At 51.5% G+C, this 14749-nt stretch carries 8 protein-coding genes; 2 read left to right on the forward strand and 6 right to left on the reverse strand.

Features of this window, described 5'->3' with window-relative positions; all coding sequences use genetic code 11:
* Positions 1–34 precede the first annotated feature (34 nt).
* From yfaE to ubiG, 4 genes are all read right to left on the reverse strand, one after another.
* Positions 35–295 carry a class I ribonucleotide reductase maintenance protein YfaE gene (gene yfaE, locus TU92_RS10585; protein ID WP_112166942.1) on the reverse strand — a complete coding sequence of 87 codons (261 nt, stop codon included), beginning with the start codon at positions 293–295 and terminating at the stop codon, positions 35–37.
* Positions 296–1426: a class Ia ribonucleoside-diphosphate reductase subunit beta gene (gene nrdB / locus TU92_RS10590; protein WP_112166943.1), complete on the reverse strand. Its 1131-nt coding sequence runs from the start codon at positions 1424–1426 to the stop codon at positions 296–298. It lies immediately after the preceding gene.
* Positions 1427–1490: 64 nt separating this feature from the next.
* On the reverse strand, positions 1491–3773 hold the full coding sequence (gene nrdA, locus TU92_RS10595) for a class 1a ribonucleoside-diphosphate reductase subunit alpha (RefSeq protein WP_112166944.1): 2283 nt from the start codon (positions 3771–3773) through the stop codon (positions 1491–1493).
* Positions 3774–4277: 504 nt separating this feature from the next.
* Positions 4278–5027, reverse strand: a complete 750-nt coding sequence (ubiG, locus tag TU92_RS10600) for a bifunctional 2-polyprenyl-6-hydroxyphenol methylase/3-demethylubiquinol 3-O-methyltransferase UbiG (RefSeq protein ID WP_112166945.1) — start codon at positions 5025–5027, stop codon at positions 4278–4280.
* A 260-nt stretch (positions 5028–5287) separates the two neighbouring features.
* On the opposite strand from ubiG, the gene gyrA reads away from it, so the two are divergent.
* Both gyrA and rcsC read left to right on the forward strand, forming a co-directional pair.
* Entirely contained in the window at positions 5288–7939 is a 2652-nt protein-coding gene (gyrA, locus tag TU92_RS10605) for a DNA topoisomerase (ATP-hydrolyzing) subunit A (protein WP_112166946.1), read from the forward strand.
* Positions 7940–8082: 143 nt separating this feature from the next.
* A complete protein-coding gene (gene rcsC / locus TU92_RS10610; RefSeq protein WP_112166947.1) occupies positions 8083–10959 on the forward strand; it encodes a two-component system sensor histidine kinase RcsC in 2877 nt (958 codons plus the stop codon).
* Positions 10960–11050: 91 nt separating this feature from the next.
* On the opposite strand, the gene rcsB is transcribed toward rcsC, so the two are convergent.
* Both rcsB and rcsD read right to left on the reverse strand, forming a co-directional pair.
* Positions 11051–11701 carry a response regulator transcription factor RcsB gene (gene rcsB, locus TU92_RS10615; protein ID WP_112166948.1) on the reverse strand — a complete coding sequence of 217 codons (651 nt, stop codon included), beginning with the start codon at positions 11699–11701 and terminating at the stop codon, positions 11051–11053.
* Positions 11702–11705: 4 nt separating this feature from the next.
* Positions 11706–14396: a phosphotransferase RcsD gene (gene rcsD, locus TU92_RS10620; protein WP_112166949.1), complete on the reverse strand. Its 2691-nt coding sequence runs from the start codon at positions 14394–14396 to the stop codon at positions 11706–11708.
* Between the last annotated feature and the right edge of the window lie 353 nt (positions 14397–14749).

Below are 14749 nucleotides of genomic sequence, written 5' to 3' on the forward strand. Positions count from 1 at the left end.
CAGGCCGTAAAAGCTGTCAGTGTGCCGAAACCCACTAAAACTCCACTTCTATATCCCCCACCGGCAGGCAACAACAGGGAAGGACGTCGCCCTGTGCGATAAACGCCAGGGGCTTTTCACTATACTCCACCGCACCGCTGACCAGCCGCATGCGACAGGATCCGCAATAGCCTTCACGACACTGATACTCGACGTCAACTTTATGATGTTCAAACACTTCCAGCAGATTGCGATGGCGGCTTTCGCACACCAGCTGTGTGCCATCGGCTGAAAGTGTGATGGTTCTGTCCGTCATTTAAAGCTCGAAATCACTCAGGTCGTCGGCGTGAACTTCTGAATCGATCTGACCGACAAGATAGGAACTCACTTCCACTTCCTGCGGGGCGACCTGCACATTGTCAGAAACCAGCCACGCGTTAATCCACGGGATCGGGTTAGAGCGCGTTTTGAATGGTGCGGTCAGGCCAACGGCCTGCATACGGATGTTGGTGATGTACTCAACGTACTGGCACAAAATTTCTTTGTTCAGGCCGATCATCGATCCGTCTTTGAACAGATATTCTGCCCAATCTTTCTCCTGCTGTGCCGCCAGCACGAACAAATCGTGACATTCCTGCTCGCACTCTTTAGCGATCTCAACCATTTCTGGGTCATCCTGACCTGAACGCAGCAGGTTCAGCGCGTGCTGGGTACCCGTCAGATGCAGTGCTTCATCGCGTGCAATCATCTTGATGATTTTCGCGTTACCTTCCATCAGTTCACGTTCGGCGAACGCAAAGGAGCAGGCGAAACTCACGTAGAAACGCACGGCTTCAAGTGCGTTAACGCTCATCAGACAGATGTAGAGCTTCTTCTTCAGCTCACGCAGATTCACCACGACGGTCTTGCCGTTCACGGTATGCGTACCTTCGCCCAGCAGATGGTAATAGCTGGTCATTTCGATCAACGTATCGTAATAGCCGGAGATGTCTTTCGCGCGCTTGAGGATCTCTTCGTTGGTGACAATGTCGTCAAACACAATCGCCGGATCATTCACGATGTTACGGATGATGTGTGTGTATGAACGTGAATGGATAGTTTCTGAAAAGGCCCAGGTTTCGACCCATGTTTCCAGCTCAGGAATAGAAATCAGCGGTAAAAGCGCGACGTTCGGGCTGCGTCCCTGAATGGAATCAAGCAGCGTCTGGTATTTTAGGTTGCTGAGGAAGATGTGTTTTTCATGATCCGGCAGCGCCTGAAAATCGATACGGTCGCGGGAAACATCAATCTCTTCCGGACGCCAGAAAAAGGACAGCTGCTTTTCGATCAGCTTTTCGAAAATCTCATGTTTTTGCTGGTCGAAACGCGCAACGTTGACGGACTGACCGAAAAACATCGGTTCCAGCAGCTGGTTATTTTTGTTCTGAGAGAAAGTGCTATAAGCCATATTGTCCTCGGACAAAAGCCCCTGTTAAGGGGCTTTGTTTAAAATGATGAATCAAAACAGACGATTAGATTTTGCAGGCGCCGCTTTCGCAGTCATCAGCCACATCGGCTTTCATGTCTTCCTGCACATCATCAGCACCGTCGCGGGTGTTCTGATAGTACAAGGTTTTGACGCCGAATTTGTAGGCTGTCAGCAAGTCTTTCAGCAACTGCTTCATCGGCACTTTGCTGTTCGGGAAGCGTGACGGGTCATAGTTGGTGTTTGACGAAATCGCCTGGTCGATGAATTTTTGCATCACGCCAACCAGTTGCAGGTAACCGTCGTTGTTAGGCATATCCCACAGCAGTTCGTACTGATCTTTCAGACGCTCATACTCTGGCACCACCTGACGCAGGATCCCGTCTTTCGACGCTTTGATGCTGATGTGGCCGCGCGGTGGCTCGATGCCGTTGGTGGCATTGGAGATCTGCGAAGACGTCTCAGAAGGCATCAGCGCGGACAGCGTGGAGTTACGCAGACCGTGCGTTTTGATATCTTCACGCAGTTTATCCCAGTTGAGATGCAGAGGTTCGCTGCAAATCGCATCCAGATCTTTCTTGTAAGTATCCACCGGCATGATGCCTTGTGAATAAGTGGTTTCGTTGAACCACTGGCACGCGCCTTGTTCTTTCGCAAGTTCGTTGGAAGCTTTCAGCAGGTAATACTGGATCGCTTCGAACGTCTTGTGCGTCAGGTTGTTGGCGCTGCCGTCGGAATAACGCACGCCGTTTTTCGCCAGATAATAAGCGTAGTTGATCACGCCGATACCCAGGGTACGACGACCCATCGCGCCACGTTTAGCGGCTTTGATTGGGTAATCCTGATAATCGAGCAGGGCGTCGAGTGCGCGAACGGCCAGCACCGCCAGTTCTTCCAGATCGTCGAGGCTTTCGATAGCACCGAGGTTGAAGGCAGACAGCGTACACAGCGCAATTTCACCGTTTTCGTCGTTGACGTCGTCCAGCGGTTTGGTTGGCAGTGCGATTTCCAGACACAGGTTAGACTGGCGAACCGGCGCGATGGACGGATCAAACGGGCTGTGCGTATTGCAATGGTCAACGTGCTGAATATAGATACGGCCAGTGGATGCGCGTTCCTGCATCATCAGTGAGAACAGCTCAACGGCTTTCACTTTCTGCTTACGGATGCTCGCGTCCTGCTCGTATTTTTCATACAGACGCTCGAATTCCTCCTGATCGGCGAAGAACGCATCATACAGGCCAGGTACGTCGGACGGGCTGAAGAGCGTGATGTCGCCACCTTTCACCAGACGCTGATACATCAGTTTGTTGATTTGCACGCCGTAGTCCATATGACGGACGCGGTTGCCTTCAACACCACGGTTGTTTTTCAGCACCAGCAGGCTTTCCACTTCCAGATGCCACATCGGGTAGAACAATGTCGCTGCACCGCCACGAACGCCGCCCTGAGAGCAGGATTTCACCGCGGTCTGGAAATGCTTGTAGAACGGGATACAACCGGTGTGGAACGCTTCACCGCCACGGATCGGGCTGCCCAGCGCACGGATGCGACCGGCGTTGATGCCGATACCGGCACGCTGGGATACGTATTTCACGATGGCGCTGGAGGTCGCGTTGATAGAGTCCAGGCTGTCGCCACATTCGATCAGTACGCAGGAGCTGAACTGACGGGTCGGAGTCCGCACGCCAGACATAATTGGCGTAGGCAGAGAAATTTTGAAGGTGGAAATCGCGTCGTAGAAACGTTTGATGTAGTCCAGACGGGTGTCGCGCGGATAGCCGGAGAACAGGCAGGCCGCGACCAGAATATAGAGGAACTGCGCACTCTCGTAGATATCGCCAGTCACACGGTTCTGCGCCAGATATTTCCCTTCCAGCTGCTTCACGGCGGCGTAAGAGAAATTCATGTCACGCCAGTGGTCAATAAAACTGTCCATCTGCTCGAACTCTTCAGCCGTGTAGTCTTCCAGCAGATGTTTGTCGTATTTGCCCATTTCGACCATGCGGGTCACCTGATCAATCAGCTTAGGCGGCTCGAACTGACCGTAAGCTTTTTTACGCAGGTGGAAAATCGCCAGACGCGCGGCCAGATATTGGTAATCCGGCGCATCTTTGGAGATCAGATCCGCTGCCGCTTTGATGATAGTTTCATGAATATCAGCGGTTTTGATCCCGTCGTAGAACTGGATGTGTGAACGAAGTTCTACTTGAGAAACTGATACGTTTTGAAGACCTTCCGCTGCCCAGTCAATGACACGGTGGATTTTATCAAGGTTGATGCGTTCTGTGCGGCCATCACGTTTAGTTACAAGCAGACTTTGGTTCATTCGGGGCGATACCTCAAAGGTTTATAAAGGGTCCGACCTGACCGTGAAAAACAGCACGGCAGCACCACTCTACTTTAGTGTGCTGGTCAGGATATAAACACAATATATTGTGGGTTTGTTATTTTCTGATGACAAGATAGTGACTGAATGGCCCTTTGGCAAGTGAACAAAACGGTCAGATTTGTGGATAACTTGGGGAGAAATTTACGGGCCATGCCTGAGGAGTCCGCCGTTGCTGGCGCGACAAACCTGTCAATATCTGAGATACGATTTTCTTATATTTTTACGAAAGGTGATCGACTGCCGGTTTATTAAACGTTAGAAAAAAACGCTATATTGATCTGGATAACTATTCTAAAAAATCATGTTGCCGGGGCCGGTTCCACCAACGCCCTAAAAACTAAGGTTTAAGTAAAAGCAGCGGCGGGCAGAGCGGAGGGAATTGCGTTTAAGTCCGCCCGAAAGGCATCTTCCGGGCTTGACGTACCGGGTATTTAAAGCAGGTCAGATGACAGAACTTTCTTCCGACTGAGTGTGGATCATGTAATTGACGTCCACGTTCGGCCCGAGTTTAAAATGATCAGTCAGCGGGTTGTAGTGCAGACCCATAATGTGACGCTCGGACAGTGACGTGCGGTCGATCATGCCCAGTAACTCTGACGGTTTGATGAATTTTTTGATGTCGTGCGTGCCCTTTGGCACCATCTTCAGCACGTATTCTGCGCCGAAAATCGCCATCAGCCAGGCTTTGTTATTACGGTTGATGGTGGAGAAGAACACATGGCCGCCGGGTTTCACCAGACGCGCACAGGCAGCCACGACGGAAGCCGGATCCGGCACATGTTCGAGCATTTCCATGCAGGTGACCACATCGTATTGCTGCGGATGGGCATCGGCGTGTGCCTCAACCGTTTCCTGGACGTAATCGACTTTCACGCCGCTTTCCAGCGCATGCAGACGCGCCACCTGTAACGGTTCGCCACCCATGTCCAGCCCGGTCACTTTCGCACCGGCAACGGCCATGCTTTCGCTAAGAATGCCGCCGCCGCAGCCGACATCAAGAACATTCTTCTCAAACAGGCCATCAGCGCGCTCAAGAATGTAGTTCAGGCGTAGCGGATTGATGCGGTGCAGCGGTTTGAATTCGCCTTCCAAATCCCACCAGCGTGATGCGACCGCCTCAAACTTGGCGATTTCTTCGTGGTCGATGTTCTGTGGCGTAGCGGAAGCCGATGTGGATGATGTGGTTGTCATGAGCGTGATGAACTCCTTATATCTTGATGTGGCCGATTATACCTATTTCGTCTGCTTTGGTTCAGATTTGTCGTTATGGCGAATCTTTATACGAAATGAGGCGCTTTGCGCAAAGGTTTGAAACCTGTTGGATAATAGTAGGCAAAAGGGGGCGGTTGTTTTCCACGTTTGGCTGGTTTGTGGTATAGTTTTACACCTTTGCGCTATATATGCCTACGTGGGCAGCGGCCATGAATAATCAGTAGAGGGATAGCAGCTCCATGAGCGACCTTGCCAGAGAAATCACACCGATTAACATCGAAGAAGAGCTGAAAAACTCTTATTTGGATTATGCGATGTCCGTGATTGTCGGACGTGCGCTACCAGATGTGCGTGATGGTTTGAAACCGGTGCACCGCCGCGTACTTTTCGCAATGAACGTCCTCGGTAACGACTGGAATAAAGCCTATAAAAAATCGGCCCGTGTGGTCGGTGACGTTATCGGTAAATATCACCCACACGGTGATACCGCGGTTTATGACACCATTGTCCGTATGGCTCAGCCTTTCTCACTTCGCTACATGCTGGTGGACGGGCAGGGTAACTTCGGGTCAGTGGATGGCGACTCCGCCGCAGCCATGCGTTATACCGAAATTCGCATGTCAAAAATTGCTCACGAATTGCTGGCTGACTTAGAAAAAGACACCGTCGATTTCGTGCCAAACTACGATGGCACCGAGCAAATCCCTGCTGTTATGCCAACCCGTATTCCTAACCTGCTGGTCAACGGCTCGTCAGGTATCGCGGTAGGTATGGCGACCAACATTCCGCCGCATAACCTCACTGAGGTTATCAACGGCTGCCTGGCCTTCATTGAAGATGAGAACATCAGCATCGAAGGGCTGATGGAACACATTCCGGGGCCAGATTTCCCGACCGCGGCGATCATCAACGGTCGTCGGGGTATCGAAGAAGCTTACCGTACTGGCCGTGGCAAGATTTCGATCCGTGCCCGCGCTGAAGTTGAAGCGGACGCCAAAACCGGTCGCGAAACCATCATTGTTCACGAGATCCCGTATCAGGTGAACAAAGCCCGTCTGATCGAAAAGATTGCCGAGCTGGTGAAAGAAAAACGCGTTGAAGGTATCAGTGCGCTGCGTGATGAGTCCGATAAAGACGGTATGCGTATCGTCATCGAAATCAAACGCGACGCCGTCGGTGAAGTGGTTCTGAACAACCTGTACTCACTGACGCAGCTGCAGACCTCTTTCGGTATCAACATGGTGGCATTACACCGTGGTCAGCCGAAAATTTTGGGTCTGAAAGAGATTCTGTCCGCGTTTGTTCGCCACCGCCGTGAAGTGGTAACACGCCGTACTATTTTCGAACTGCGTAAAGCCCGCGACCGTGCTCATATCCTTGAAGCACTGGCGATCGCATTGGCTAACATCGACCCGATCATTGAACTGATCCGTGCTGCACAATCTCCGGCCGAAGCGAAAGCGGGCCTGATTGCGCGTTCATGGGATCTGGGCAACGTTGCGGCAATGCTGGCCAGCGCCGGTGATGACGCGGCACGCCCTGAATGGCTGGAGCCAGAGTTCGGTATTCATGAAGGTAAATACTTCCTTACCGAGCAACAGGCACAGGCTATTTTGGATCTGCGCTTGCAGAAACTGACCGGCCTCGAGCATGAAAAACTGCTTGATGAGTACAAAGAGCTGTTGGTGCAAATCGCAGAGCTGATGTACATCCTGTCCAACCCGGATCGTCTGATGGAAGTCATTCGTGAAGAGCTGGAAGCGATCCGCGATCAGTATAACGATCCGCGTCGTACCGAAATCACGGCGAACTCATCTGACATCAACATCGAAGACCTGATCAATCAGGAAGACGTTGTGGTGACCTTGTCGCATCAGGGCTACGTGAAGTATCAGCCTCTGACCGATTACGAAGCGCAGCGTCGCGGCGGTAAAGGTAAATCAGCAGCCCGTATTAAAGAAGAAGACTTCATCGACCGTCTGCTGGTGGCCAACACCCACGACACTATTTTGATGTTCTCCAGCCGGGGACGTCTGTACTGGATGAAAGTCTATCAGTTGCCGGAAGCCAGTCGTGGCGCACGTGGCCGTCCGATCGTCAACCTGTTACCGCTCGAACCCAACGAACGTATCACCGCCATTCTGCCAGTACGCGAGTACGAAGAAGGCCGTCATGTGTTCATGGCAACGGCAAGTGGTACCGTGAAGAAAACGGCACTGACCGATTTCAGCCGTCCGCGCAGCGCCGGCATCATCGCCATCAACCTCAATGAGGGTGATGAGCTGATTGGTGTTGATCTGACCGACGGTAACAACGAAGTCATGCTGTTCTCTGCAGCCGGTAAAGTGGTGCGCTTCTCCGAAGAAGCGGTGCGTTCAATGGGCCGTACGGCGACCGGTGTTCGCGGTATCCGTCTGGGCGAAGGCGACAGCGTCGTCTCCCTGATCATTCCTCGCGGCGACGGTTGTATCCTCACCGTGACGCAGAATGGTTTCGGTAAACGTACTGAATCTGCCGAATATCCAACCAAATCCCGCGCAACGCAGGGCGTTATCTCGATCAAAGTGAGCGAGCGTAATGGTCCGGTAGTAGGGGCTATCCAGGTGGATGAAGCGGATCAGATCATGATGATCACCGATGCTGGTACGCTGGTGCGTACACGTGTGTCCGAAGTGAGCACCGTTGGCCGTAACACCCAGGGTGTTACGCTTATCCGCACCGCTGAGCAAGAACACGTGGTCGGTCTTCAACGTGTGGCGGAACCGGTAGAAGATGAAGAACTGGATGGCGTTGCCACCGAAGCGGGCGAACTGGAAGCGGCACAAGCAGCCGATCTGCCAGACGAAGCAGAAAGTGAAGACGATCAGCCAGCAGACGACGAAGAAGAATAAGTTTTCTTAGTCGGTTGAAAGGAAGGCATAACATGGCAACGTGTTATGCCTTTTTTATTCATTCCGGGTTTTTTAGAAAGTCCCTCAATAGTGTATTCTGATTCACATTCCGCTCACTGAGCCGTTACACCGATGGTTAATCCTTGAAATATCTTGCTTCGTTTCGAACAACGCTGAGAATCTCCCGCTACCTGTTCAGGGTGCTGGCGCTGATGCTGTGGACGTTAGGGGTGCTGCTGACCACCTTTTATGTGCTGAATATCTTCCACAATAAAGAGTCGGAGATCCGGGATGAGGATAACCTCAACTACGATCTCGCGCAGAGCTACGTCAAAAACTCCAATGACGTGATGCGCAGCATTAAGTTTATGGCCGAAAAGCGTCTGAGCGATTCAATGAACGGGCTGGATATCATCAACGGGATGATCAGCAGCAAGAATACGCCACCGTCCTACCTTTCCCTTTTCCCGGATTCGGATTGCTCCCAGCTCAGCGACAGTTACCGTAACTCGCTGACGTCCCTGGGGAACATGATTCATTACTGGAAAGACAATTTTTCTGATGCCTATGATCTTAATCGCGTGTTCTTTATCAGCGGCGAAAACCTGTGTGTGGTGGATTTTGGCATCAGCAGCGAACCGTTTGAACGTGAAAGTCAGGATCAGCTGAAATCGTTGCATGAAAAAATCCTGCAATACCGCAACGGTAAAAATCAGGACAAAGAGAACAGCCTGTACTGGGTGTCTCAGTCCAATAACCGGGAGTCCGGTTATCTGTATGTGCTGACGCCGATTTATATCGGCAACAAACTGGAAGCGCTGATGGGGATTCAGCAAAACCTGCGTCTGGAAGATTTGGTCACGCCGAGCGCGCAACACACCAGCGTTACGTTGCTCGATGAGGACGATCAGCCGCTGCTCAGCCTTTCAGAAGGCGACCGTTATACCGCTGCGCTGGGAAATTATCCGCAGGAAAGCTCGTACTTCGGTTACATGAATGGCTACAAAGACTTGATCTACAAAAAGCCGCTGTCGCCGTCTTCGCTGAGCGTGGTGTATTCCATGCCGTTCAATATTGTCATTGAACGGTTCAAGATCATGATATTTAACGCGGTGCTGCTCAATATATTCTCCGGCCTGTTGCTGTTTATTCTGGCGTGGGTGTTTGAACGCAAGATGTTTTTACCGGCCGAGCAGAACGCCTTCCGCCTCGAGGAGCACGAGCAGTTTAACCACAAAATTGTCGCGTCGGCGCCGGTGGGGATCTCGATTCTGCGCATCAGCGACGGCGTGAATATCCTGAGTAACGAGCTGGCGCACAACTACATCAGCATGCTGACCCAGGAAGACCGTCAACGTATTACGCGTATCATCTGCGATCAGCAGGTGAATTTTGTTGACGTGATTACTAAGAATAACAATAACATCCAGCTTAGCTTCGTCCATTCACGTTACCGCAACGAAGACGTCGCGATTTGCGTGCTGATCGACGTCAGTGCGCGCGTGCGGATGGAAGAGTCGTTGCAGGAGATGGCGAATGCCGCCGAGCAGGCCAGCCAGTCGAAATCAATGTTCCTGGCAACGGTCAGCCACGAACTGCGAACGCCGCTGTACGGTATTATCGGTAATCTGGACTTATTGCAAACGCAGGGGCTGCCGCAGGGCGTGGATCGACTGGTGACGGCGATGAATAACTCCTCAGCGCTGCTGCTGAAAATCATCAGCGACATTCTCGACTTCTCGAAAATCGAATCCGAACAGCTGAAAATCGAGCCGCAGGAGTTCTCCTGCCGTGAAGTGATCACGCACATTGCCGGTAACTATCTGCCGCTGGTGGTGAAAAAGCGCCTCGGGCTGTACTGCTTTATCGAGCACAACGTACCGCTGTCTTTCAACGGCGATCCGGTGCGTCTGCAACAGGTCATCTCAAATATTCTCAATAATGCGATTAAATTCACCGATACCGGCTGTATCGTGCTGAATGTCAGAACCTGCGGAAATTATCTGGAATTCCAGGTGCGCGATACCGGCGTCGGTATTCCTGAGCGCGAAATCACCCGTCTGTTCGACCCGTTCTTCCAGGTCGGTACCGGCGTGCAGCGTCATTTCCAGGGTACCGGCCTGGGGCTTGCGATCTGCGAAAAGCTAATCAACCTGATGGATGGCGATATTGACGTGGAATCCGAGCCGGGTCTCGGCAGTTCTTTCACCGTACGTATTCCGCTTTACAGCGCGGTGTTCCCGTCTGAGGAACCGCTGGATCACTGGCAGGATAAAATCGTCTGGCTTGACGTACGCAATGCGTATCTTGAAAGCTACCTGATGCAGCTGCTGCGCCACCACGGCGCGAATATCCAGCGCTATGAACCTGAGCAGGCGACCGGCGCCGAGGATGTGCTGATCACCGATAAGCCGTTTATTCACATGGGTACGCTACGCGCGCAGATTGAATTCTCGATAGATCATATCGGCCCGCCGGTGGAAACCAGACCGGGATATTGGGTACACGGCACCTCGACGCCGCTGGAAATCACCGCGCTGCTCAACCGGATTTACCAGATTGAGACGGCAGGGGATGAGGACGGCCTGAACGCCCAGGCGGCTGAAACCGCTATCGCGCAGGACTACAGTGATATCACCCTGTTGGTGGTCGATGATCATCCAATCAACCGCCGTCTGCTCGCCGATCAGCTGGGGACCATGGGTTACATCGTGGTGACCGCCAATGACGGGATGGATGCGCTGGATGCCATGCGCGCGCACGAGATTGATATCGTGTTAAGCGATGTCAACATGCCACGCCTCGATGGTTATGGCCTGACGCAGAAACTGCGCGAGCTGGGCCATATCCTGCCGGTGATCGGCGTGACCGCCAACGCGCTGGCCGAGCAACGTCAGCGGTGTCTGGAAGCGGGGATGGATAACTGTCTGTCGAAGCCGGTGACGCTGGAAACGCTGCGCGATACGCTGAGCTATTACAGTGAACGCGTGCGCAAAGGGAGCTATAAAAAAGAAGACTGAAGCGGCGTTCTGGCTGAAGGTTTTGTCCCAAAAATAAAGGCACCGTGAAGGTGCCTTTTGTCTTTTTGCATGAAGACTGCTTTGCGAAAACTCAGTCTTTGTCGACCGGCATGGAGCTGATGGAGGACAAATAGTTCAGCAACGCAATATCGTTTTCCACACCCAGTTTCATCATTGCTGATTTCTTCTGGCTGCTGATGGTTTTGATACTGCGGTTCAGTTTTTTAGCAATCTCAGTCACCAGGAAGCCTTCTGCAAACAAACGCAGAACTTCGCTCTCTTTTGGTGACAGGCGTTTGTCGCCGTAACCGTTGGCGCTGATTTTTTCCAACAGCTTGGCCACGCTGTCCGGCGTGAACTTCTTGCCTTTCTGCAAAGCGGCCAGCGCTTTTGGCAGGTCCGTTGGCGCGCCCTGTTTGAGGACAATGCCTTCGATATCCAGATCCAGCACCGAGCTCAGGATCGCCGGATTATTGTTCATGGTCAGAACAATGATCGACAACTGAGGATAGTGGCGCTTGATGTATTTGATAAGCGTAATCCCGTCGCCGAATTTATCGCCCGGCATAGAGAGGTCAGTAATCAATACATGGGCGTCGAGTTTACTTAAGCTGTTGACCAGAGCCGTCGAGTCTTCAAACTCGCCGACAACATTCACCCATTCGATTTGTTCAAGTGACTTACGAATGCCAAAAAGGACGATAGGATGATCATCAGCAATAATTACGTTCATAGTATTCATGTGATTAGCTACCTTGCTGGAGCAGTCTGGAGACAAAAGAATCAATAAGATTGATGGTTTCAGTAATCTGTAATGCATCGCCATCTGCGATGTACTGTTCTAACTCTTCACACATTTGCTTGCCTGGGGTCAGGTTCAACATAGCGAACACTCCCTTAAGGCGGTGTGCAGTTTGGGAAAGTGATGTGAAATCACGACGTTGGTTTTCATTATACAGTTTCTCAAGATCTTCCGGTACTGTCTCGACAAAAAGCTGATAGTAATCGCTTGATTTTAACTGCTTTTCATAATGGTCAAGAGAGTCATCGCCGGGTTCTTCGGATGAAACACTGTCATCAGGAACGGCAAATTGCTGTTCAATTAACAGTAGGGTTGCGTCGATCAGCGCGCTGCTGATGTTGTAATTGACGCGAATATAATGCTTTTCCAGCGACTGGAAACCGGACTCATCGTCGGTCAGCAGCAGCGTAAATTTGTCACTATTTTGGGGATTATCCGTCAGCAGAACATCGTATTCACGCGTCAGTTGTCGCTCATCGGCCACGATACACACCGCGCCGTACGCATTCATTGTCCGGGTCACAATACCGCGCACCTCGTCAGAGGTGATGTCGAGTAACGCGGTGACATCCGTCAGCAACTTCTCGTGCTCGTCTTCCACTTCCTGCGTTTGCTGCCGTTGTTTCACCCGGACGGTATAACGCGTGCCGATGTCGAGTTTACTGCGGATCTCCAACTGTCCGCCCAGCTTTTTACACAGCTGATTGCACAGGAAAAATGTCAGGCCGGAGCCGTGATTAAAGCGATCAACCAACGTCTGGCTCAGGAAAGGATAATTCAGATTGCTCAATTCTTCCTTCGAAATTCCGCTGCCGGTGTCAGTTATGTGGAAAACCAGCTGATCCGGGCGATCTTCGTCTTGTTCGCTGGTCAGTGTGACCTTGCCGAGCGACGTGGTGACAATGGCGTAATCAAGCAGCAGCGAGAGAATTTTCTTCACCGCCTGCATATCGCCGACGAACATCGCTTCCGGTGCAATATGGAAATGATTCAGCAAACCGAGGCCTTTCTGGCTGAGGCGGGGCAGGGCCTCAAGCAGGAGTTCATCCACCATAGCGGATAAGACATACGGCTGGCTGGCCGGCTGCCAGTCCTGCGTTTCCAGACGGGTCAGCAGGGTGATGTTATCCACCAGCGTCAGTGCGTTGCGCGATTCGACCTGCAATTTGCCCTGAAGCGTCTGGCGTTCGTGAAGATCTTCCACCGCCACCAATGATTCCACCAGCCCGTTAAGCTCCTGCAACGGCTGATTCAGCTCGATGCCCAGATTGTGCAGCATCAGTTTGCGCGCCTGCAGGTTCTTTTCGAACTCACGCTTAGCCTGTTGCAGCGTGCGGTTGACCATCACTTCTTTGTCCTGATCGTGCAGCAGGAACAGATACGTTTCCGGAGAAATCTGGCTGCGAATCATGCGGATTTCATACACTTCGTTGTTAACCGTAGCCTGAATCGAGCCGTTGTGCTGCTCGGCCATATTAGCGATTTTATTCAGGCTCAGATGCGGCAACAGCTGGTCGGCAATTTTATTACTGAGGATCACGCTGTGGTTGCTGAAGTTATAAACCAGCAGACCGAGTGGTAACCCGGAGATGATTTCCTGATTCAGCGCCTGCTGCATATGCAACTGCGCCGCCATATTTTCGCTCGGGCGGATGTACTGATGACGAATAAAGTAAATGCTGGTCATCGCCAGCCCGATCAGGAATAGATTGATGAGGATCAGCCAGAAGTTATTACGTGACAGATCCACCACCAGGCTGAACAACGGCACATGGTAGGTCAGCGACAGTGGAGAGTTACTCAGTGGCACGCTGAACACCAGTGACCAGCCCTGAACAGCAATGCTGCTGGCGGCGTTGTCGTCGGTCGGATCGCCTTCATTCACCGCGGCTGTACTGCCGTTGAGCTGGAAATTGTCCCGTGCCATGTTCAGCGGGATGAGATCACTCATCGGCAAATCAAAGGCGATCACCGTCGCCAGATGACCGGGATTATTGAACGTGGTGCGTAGCGTAAAGTTGTAGTCGCTGCTCTGACGCGATTTACGCAGGGCGGAGTAGCTTTCGCGCTCGTCCAGCGTATTGGCCTGTTGCAGCATTTCAGCACGGCGTGATTGCAGCGTACTGGTGAAATAGTTTTCTTTGAGGCGGGAATCCTGTTCCTCGAGCGGCACCGTGGTCACCAGCACCATGCTGTTGTCCTGGCCGTTCAGATAATAGAGCGAATAGGGCAGCGTTTTGGCACCCCATTGTTCATCGAGGAAGGACGAGATTTTCAGTGTCAGATCAAGCGTCGAGCTGTCATGCGTCCCAAAAATCAGTGCGTCGGTTTTCTTGTGCGGCTTAGAGACATAGAACATGTCCTGACGCAGGCGGATTTCCTGCGCGGAGACCACATCCGGCGGCAGCGGCTGGCCGGTGAAGTTGTCGTAAATCTGATATGTCATGTAACGATACTTATCGATACGTTTTTGCAACTGATCGGCGGTGGATTGCACCGTGCGCAGTTTATCGTTCAGATAAGCATTGGTGTAGTTATACCCGTAAAGACCCAGCCCCAGTGCCAGCAGCAAAATGAACAACCAAAAGAAACGCGTGATGTTGGTTGAGGTCAGCGATAAATATTTACCTGACATGATGATGAGTCTTTTCCTTCATGAAAAAACACCTGACATTAAACAGACCGCACAGTTTATCAGAAACGATAAGTTTCAGTGATTGCGCATAGTCTTAATTATTTTTAGCCTCAATACATTAAGCCCAAAATTCTTTATGGATAGTCACAAAATTGATAAGTCATTTTGATGTGCATTTCTCGATGCTAATCCTTGATTTTCTTAATGATGATCACGATCAGTATTGATGTTCAGAATTTAAAACTATTACAAATCAACCTATTGATCTAAAACCCCTCCGCTAGGCCATGATTTTACTCACGTCAAACTTATAATTTTTAATACTTTCATGAATAAAATTTATCACAAAGATA

The sequence above is a fragment of the Rahnella inusitata genome (assembly GCF_003263515.1).
Lineage (GTDB): Bacteria > Pseudomonadota > Gammaproteobacteria > Enterobacterales > Enterobacteriaceae > Rahnella > Rahnella inusitata.